At 38.9% G+C, this 270-nt stretch carries 1 pseudogene; it reads left to right on the top strand.

Annotated elements, in window-relative coordinates:
* Positions 1-242: pseudogene (gene tnpA / locus HMPREF2795_RS11080) on the top strand (IS200/IS605 family transposase); the annotation flags it as partial.
* Between the last annotated feature and the right edge of the window lie 28 nt (positions 243-270).

Here is a 270-nt window from a genome sequence, read left to right as displayed (position 1 = left end):
AAGGTGTTGAGATTATCGAAGGTCATTTAATGCCCGATCATGTACATATGTTGGTAAGTATTCCACCGAGGATAAGTGTTTCAAGTTTTATGGGGTATTTAAAAGGCAGAAGTGCACTCATGATGTTCGATAAACACGCCAACCTCAAGTACAAGTTTGGGAATCGGCATTTCTGGGCAGAAGGTTATTATGTGAGTACAGTAGGGCTTAATGAAGCCACGATAAGGAAATACATCCAAGATTAAAGAAATTATCCAGTGGATGATTTCT

The sequence above is a fragment of the Streptococcus sp. HMSC056C01 genome (assembly GCF_001811305.1).
Taxonomy (GTDB): domain Bacteria; phylum Bacillota; class Bacilli; order Lactobacillales; family Streptococcaceae; genus Streptococcus.
Note: the sequence above shows the minus strand (reverse complement) of the source record. Positions and strands in the feature narration are given on the sequence as shown.